The organism is Pseudomonas sp. NPDC086112, from assembly GCF_044746425.1.
Classification (GTDB): domain Bacteria; phylum Pseudomonadota; class Gammaproteobacteria; order Pseudomonadales; family Pseudomonadaceae; genus Aquipseudomonas.
In genome coordinates this window covers 72,905-78,904 of sequence record NZ_JBIVCD010000007.1, presented here as the reverse complement: position 1 = coordinate 78,904, position 6,000 = coordinate 72,905, and the positions used below count along the sequence as shown (strand labels likewise).

At 58.7% G+C, this 6,000-nt stretch carries 6 protein-coding genes; 4 read left to right on the top strand and 2 right to left on the bottom strand.

Translation table 11 applies throughout. The annotated features are described in order from the left end of the window. The 4 genes from ACIPLA_RS07585 to ACIPLA_RS07570 form a co-directional block, all read left to right on the top strand. A partial coding sequence (locus ACIPLA_RS07585) for an ureidoglycolate lyase (protein ID WP_219582014.1) occupies positions 1 to 150 on the top strand: 150 nt, incomplete at its 5' end. Between the two features lie 50 nt (positions 151 to 200). After that, the gene (locus tag ACIPLA_RS07580) at positions 201 to 1,505 is read left to right on the top strand and encodes a urate hydroxylase PuuD (protein ID WP_218394257.1); all 1,305 of its coding nucleotides are present in this window, start codon (positions 201 to 203) and stop codon (positions 1,503 to 1,505) included. A gap of 234 nt (positions 1,506 to 1,739) precedes the next feature. Continuing rightward, positions 1,740 to 2,525, top strand: coding sequence for an outer membrane protein OmpK (locus ACIPLA_RS07575; RefSeq protein ID WP_218394256.1), 786 nt, complete (start codon positions 1,740 to 1,742; stop codon positions 2,523 to 2,525). 375 nt (positions 2,526 to 2,900) lie between these two features. After that, a complete protein-coding gene (locus tag ACIPLA_RS07570; protein WP_401172742.1) occupies positions 2,901 to 3,686 on the top strand; it encodes an outer membrane protein OmpK in 786 nt (261 codons plus the stop codon). A 118-nt stretch (positions 3,687 to 3,804) separates the two neighbouring features. On the opposite strand, the gene ACIPLA_RS07565 is transcribed toward ACIPLA_RS07570, so the two are convergent. Together ACIPLA_RS07565 and ACIPLA_RS07560 are read right to left on the bottom strand one after the other, a co-directional pair. Next, positions 3,805 to 4,977: a patatin-like phospholipase family protein gene (locus tag ACIPLA_RS07565; protein WP_218394254.1), complete on the bottom strand. Its 1,173-nt coding sequence runs from the start codon at positions 4,975 to 4,977 to the stop codon at positions 3,805 to 3,807. Between the two features lie 35 nt (positions 4,978 to 5,012). After that, positions 5,013 to 5,945: a lipid A biosynthesis lauroyl acyltransferase gene (locus ACIPLA_RS07560; RefSeq protein ID WP_192346987.1), complete on the bottom strand. Its 933-nt coding sequence runs from the start codon at positions 5,943 to 5,945 to the stop codon at positions 5,013 to 5,015. Between the last annotated feature and the right edge of the window lie 55 nt (positions 5,946 to 6,000).

Genomic DNA, 6,000 nt, shown 5'->3' with positions numbered 1-6,000 from the left:
AATTACCATCGCGGCGTCTGGCACCACCCGGTGCTGACGATCGAAAAGCGGGATGACTTCCTGGTGGTTGATCGCAGTGGCACAGGCAATAACTGCGATGAGCATTTTTTCAAAGAGGATGAGCGTTTGATCCTCGCCCCCCACCAATAAGAGAAGGTCTGATCACTCGACAACAGAGTGACAGGCGAGAGGTAAAGACTGTGGAAGCACATCTGTTGGAATGGCTGAACCTGAGCGTGCGCTGGGTTCACATGATTACTGGCGTGGCCTGGATCGGCGCGTCGTTCTATTTCGTCTGGCTGGAAAACAACCTCAATCGGGTCAACCCGAAAAACGGGCTGGCGGGCGATTTATGGGCGATCCATGGCGGCGGTATCTACCACCTGGAAAAATACAAACTGGCTCCACCGACCATGCCGGACAACCTGCACTGGTTCAAATGGGAAGCCTACTTCACCTGGCTGTCGGGGGTCGCGCTGCTGTGCGTGGTGTTCTACTCCAACCCGACGCTCTACCTGCTCGCTCCGGGCAGCAGCCTGACCGGCCCTGAAGGTGTTCTGCTGGGCATCGGCTCGTTGTTCGTCGGCTGGTTCGTCTACTCCTTCCTCTGCGACTCGGCCCTGGGCAAACGCCCTGCCCTGCTAGGCGCAATCCTGTTCGTGCTGATCATCGGCGCTGCTTACGGCTTCAGCAAAGTGTTCAGCGGTCGTGGTGCGTACCTGCACGTCGGCGCGATCATCGGCACCATCATGGTCGGCAACGTGTTCCGCATCATCATGCCGGCCCAACGCGCATTGGTGGCGGCGATTGCCGAGAACCGCACGCCCGATCCGGCGCTGCCGGCCAAAGGCTTGCTGCGTTCGCGGCACAACAACTATTTCACCTTGCCGGTGCTGTTCATCATGATCAGCAACCACTTCCCGAGCACTTACGGCAGCCAATACAACTGGCTGATCCTGGCCGGGATCGCGGTGCTGGCGGTGTTGGTGCGTCACTACTTCAACACCCGTCATGATAGCCACAAGTTTGCCTGGACCCTGCCTGCTGCGGCGGTCGGCATGATCTGCCTGGCCTACGTGACCGGGCCGGCGCCGATGTCCAGCGCACCTGAAGTGGCCAAGGCGCCTGGGGCCATCGAGTACCAGCCGCTGCCGGAAACCGCCCTCGGCGGTGGCAAGAAACCGGCTGAAGCTGCACCGGCGGCAGCCCCTGAAACTGCACCCGCCCAGGCATCCAATGCCGGTCCTGCCTTCGACAAGGTGCATGACGTGATCCAGGAACGCTGCACGGTCTGCCATTCGGCGAAACCCACCAGCCCGCTGTTCAGCGCGGCACCGGCGGGCGTGATGTTCGATACCCCCGAGCAGATCAAGCTTCAGGCCCCGCGCATCCAGGCCCAGGCTGTCGCCAGCCAGATCATGCCATTGGGCAACATCACCCAGATGACCCAGCAAGAGCGCGACCTGATCGGTGCGTGGATTGTTCAGGGAGCTCAAACCCAATAAGCAACACACCGTTGTGGCGAGGGGGCTTTTGTGGCCACAGCAAGCCCCCCGCCACAGGTCCACTTGAAACAAAAATCACAAGAATAAAAAAGATCCGAGGTGTTGCATTCCGAACTGCCACACCCACCCGCACTGACCCACTAAAAGACACACACCCTTGTGGGAGCGAGCCTGCTCGCTCCCACAAGGGTGGCTGCCTGCGCCTCAAACAATAAAAACAAAAGAGAGCAACAGATGATTCGGATAAAAACCAGCGTGCTGTTGGGCTCTGGCCTGTTGGCCGCGAGCCACGCCATGGCCGAGGACTTACTGCTGTGGCAAACCAACAGCCTGAGCTACCTGTACGGCAAGAATTTCGTGGTCAACCCGTCGATCCAGCAGACGGTGACGTTCGAGCACGCCGACAAATGGAAGTACGGCGATAACTTCCTGTTCATCGACAAGATCTTCTACAACGGCGAACAAGACCGCAATAAAGGCCCCCACGCCTTCTATGGCGAATTCAGCCCACGCCTGTCCTTTGGCAAGATACTCGACCGTCGTTTCGAGTTTGGCCCGGTCAAGGACGTATTGCTGGCCATGACGTACGAGTACGGCGAAGGCGACAGCGAGGCATATCTGATCGGCCCGGGTTTCGATCTGGCAGTACCGGGTTTCAACTACTTCACCTTGAACTTCTATCGTCGCCAGACCGAAGGCCCACGCCCTGGTGATGGTGTCTGGCAGATCACTCCCACCTGGTCCTACAGCGTTGCGCTAGGCAATTCGAACCTGTTGATCGATGGCTATCTGGACTGGGTGGTGGACAACGATCGCAACGCACGCGGCACTTACCACGCCAACTTGCACTTCAATCCGCAGATCAAATACGACCTGGGCAAAGCGTTGGGCTGGGGCGAGAAATTCGTCTACGTCGGCACCGAATACAGCTATTGGAAAAACAAGTACGGAATCGAAAACAGCGCCAACTTTGACACTCACCAAAACACCGCCAGCCTGCTGGTAAAGGTGCACTTTTAAGATGGCCCGCAACCGTGCCCGATACCTGTCACCGGTGCTCTGTTGCGGGGCACTTGAGACCTGGCCAAGGAGTCAGTATTCTCCGCGCCCGCCCGAATCCGCTCTAAAAAAAAGCGCGGATTTAATTCCTGACCAGAAAGCCAACTTATCCCGGCTCTGGACAGCACCAAGGCCTCTCGAATTGACGCTCAATCGACTGTTTTCAAACAGCCGAACGGGCGTTTTTTGGCTTTTCGAAAGCCTTGGCTCAGCTCTTGCTAACAGCACTAAAGCTGACCGACTGGATTGTTTTTTACAGCAAAGAAAAAGGCGCCACACCAGAGTGCCGACCTTAGAAAAAAAACGTGGAACCACCTACTTTTTGGGAGCAACCGAATGAAACGTACGTGCACCAGCCTGATGCTCGCGGGATCCTTGCTGGCCGGGGGCCAGGCAATGGCCGGCGACTTGCTGCAATGGCAGAACAACAGCCTGACCTACCTCTATGGCAAGGACTTCCAGGTCAACCCGCGCATTCAGCAAACCGTCACCTTCGAGCACGCCGATGCCTGGAAATACGGGGACAACTTCGTGTTCGTCGACAAGATTTTCTACAACGGCAAGGAAGACAGCGGCGTCGGCTCGAACACCTATTACGGCGAAATCAGCCCGCGCTTGTCGTTTGGCAAAATCTTCGACCAGAAACTGGCGTTCGGCCCGATCAAAGACGTGCTGCTGGCCATGACGTACGAGTTCGGTGAGGGCGATACGGAGTCCTACCTGATCGGTCCGGGTTTCGACCTGGCGATTCCCGGGTTCGACTACTTCCAGTTGAACTTCTACCAGCGTCACACCGAGGGCAGTCGCCCGGGTGACAACGTCTGGCAGATCACTCCGGTTTGGTCCTACACCATTCCCGTGGGCGATTCGAATATCCTGATCGATGGTTTCATGGACTGGGTAGTCGATAACGACAAGAACAGCAAAGGCACCTACCACGCCAACCTGCACTTCAACCCGCAGATCAAATACGACTTGGGCAAAGCCCTGAACATAGGCGAGAAGCAGTTGTACGTCGGTGTCGAGTACGACTACTGGTCAGACAAGTACGGGATCAAGGACAGCCAGTACTTCAAGACCGATCAGAGCAACACGAGCTTCCTGGTGAAGTTCCACTTCTGATCGTAAAAGCTTCGCGGGCAAGCCTCGCTCCTACAGGATTTGCGTCGTTCACATGGCCGAAGAACGACAAAAACCCTGTAGGAGCGAGGCTTGCCCGCGAACAGCCGCACCACAAATCTCAAGCCGGAACCGCAGGCTCCACCAACCCCAGAAACCGACACAACTCATCGCGCTTGGCCAACGCATCGCGCCGCCCCAGATCGATCAACTCACTGCAATATCCCGCCTCGAACAGCAGATAACTCAATACCCCTGCCCCGCTGGTCTTGGTCGCCCCCGGCCCGCGCAAAAACAGACGCAAGGCCGCCGGCAATTCCTGGCGATGCCGCGCCGCAATTTCATCGATCGGCTGACTCGGCGAAATCACCAGCACCTCCACCGGCGCTGCTCCCAATGCCCGACTCGGCGCGCCGTCGGGCAGCAGATGGCTGAACTGATTCAAACGTTGCAGCAACTCGATGTCACTTTCCAGGCTGTCAATGAACGTACTGTTGAGCATGTGCCCGCCGATTTGCGCCAGGGTCGGCTGCTGACCTGTGTAGGCCCGTTGCAGTGGCTGTTGCGGGTCGACCCCGCGCGGGTTGCCGCTGACACCCACCACCAGCACGCGGCTGGCACCCAGGTGCAGGGCCGGGCTGATCGGTGCCGATTGACGCACCGCGCCATCGCCGAAATACTCTTCGCCGATTTTCACCGGCGCAAACAACAACGGAATCGCCGAACTGGCCAGCAAATGTTCGACGCTCAATTGTGTCGGCACGCCGATTCGCCGATGGCGCAACCAGGACTCGATGGTGCCGCCGCCCTGATAAAACGTGACGGCCTGACCGGACTCATAACCAAACGCCGTGACCGCCACCGCCTTCAATTGCTTTTGCGCAATGGCCTCGGCAATTCCGGGCATGTGCAGTTTGTCGTTGAGCAAACCGCGCAGCGGCGAGCTGTTGAGCAGGGCCACGGGCACCGGAGCGCCAATCCCCATCAGATTGTGACTGACAAAACGGGTGGCTTGATGGATCACTCCCGGCCAGTCGCTGCGCAATACCAGATGACTGCGGAAACCTTGCCAGAAGGCAGTCAGACGCTGAATCGCGCCGCGAAAGTCCATTGCCCCACTGGCCAGGCTGACCGCGTTGATCGCGCCAGCCGAAGTACCGACGATCACCGGAAACGGATTCGCCGCGCCTACCGGTAGCAGCTCGGCAATCGCCGCCAGCACGCCCACCTGATAAGCCGCCCGAGCCCCGCCGCCGGAAAGTATCAACCCTGTAACCGGTTCAGCAGAACTCATCGCAACACTCCATGGTGCTTAAAGGGATCGGTGACTCAACCGCGTTTGGCGTACAGCTTCGCCTCGCCCGGTGGACGGGTCTTGAAGCGGCGATGCGCCCAGAGGTATTGCTCCGGACACTCACGCAAAGCACTTTCGACCCACTGGTTGATCCGAATGCAGTCAGCTTCTTCCGTCTCGCCGGGAAAGCCCTCGAGCGGTGCATGGATCACTAACCGATAACCGCTGCCATCCGCCAGGCGTTCCTGGGTGAACGGCACCACCAGCGCTTTGCCCAGCCGGGCGAATTTGCTGGTGGCGGTAACGGTCGCCGCCTGAATCCCGAACAGCGGCACAAAGATACTTTGCTTGGCGCCGTAGTCCTGATCCGGTGCGTACCAGATCGCTCTGCCGGCCCGCAGCAGTTTGAGCATGCCGCGCACGTCGTCGCGCTCCACCGCCAGCGAGTCGAGGTTGTGCCGCTCGCGGCCACGACGCTGGATGTAGTCGAACAGTGGATTCTTGTGTTCGCGGTACATGCCATCGATGGTGTGCTGCTGACCGAGCAACGCCGCGCCGATCTCCAGCGTGGTGAAATGCACAGCCATCAGAATCACGCCTTTGCCGTCGCGCTGGGCCTGCTTCAAATGCTCCAGGCCTTCGACATGGGCCAGTTTCGCCAGACGCTTGCGCGACCACCACCAGCTCATGGCCATCTCGAAGAAGGCGATGCCGGTGGAGGCGAAGTTTTCCTTGAGCAGACGCTTGCGCTCGGCAGCGGACTTTTCAGGGAAACACAGCTCAAGATTGCGCTTGGCAATGCGCCGTCGGTCGCCGGCCACTCGATACATCAAGGCACCCAAGACGCGACCGACCGACAGCAACGCCGGATATGGCAACTGCACAATCAGCCACAACAGCCCCAAGCCACACCACAGCGGCCAGAAACGTGGAGAAAGAAATGCTGTTCGAAAACGCGGGCGATCCATTAAAGGTTCCGTCAAGACAGTGGCCGCGCATTCTACATCGTTCGACCCGGCTTGC